The sequence below is a fragment of the Aneurinibacillus sp. REN35 genome, assembly GCF_041379945.2.
GTDB lineage: Bacteria > Bacillota > Bacilli > Aneurinibacillales > Aneurinibacillaceae > Aneurinibacillus.
Genome location: NZ_JBFTXJ020000056.1, coordinates 1 through 231, shown reverse-complemented (window position 1 = coordinate 231; position 231 = coordinate 1). Strand labels below are relative to the sequence as shown.

Genomic DNA, 231 nt, shown 5'->3' with positions numbered 1-231 from the left:
CCTGGAACAGGACGGCCAGATACATCTGGTGCTCCCGCGTCAGCACCTCGAATTTCTCGTCCCGCGGCGCCAGCTCCACGATTGTATTGATGCAGAAGCAGCCTCTGGAAGGCCGCGATGGTTCCGCTTCCTCGGACAAGCGTTCAAAGCAGTCGCGAAACGACGCCCGAACCGAGGCATGCCGCTGCAGGACGGCGCGGATGCGGGCGGCATGAGACCGCGTATACCGTC

The 231-nt window shown here is 63.2% G+C and carries 1 pseudogene; it reads right to left on the bottom strand.

Going from position 1 to position 231, the window contains the following annotated elements:
- Positions 1–231: pseudogene (locus AB3351_RS23640) on the bottom strand (TetR/AcrR family transcriptional regulator); the annotation flags it as partial.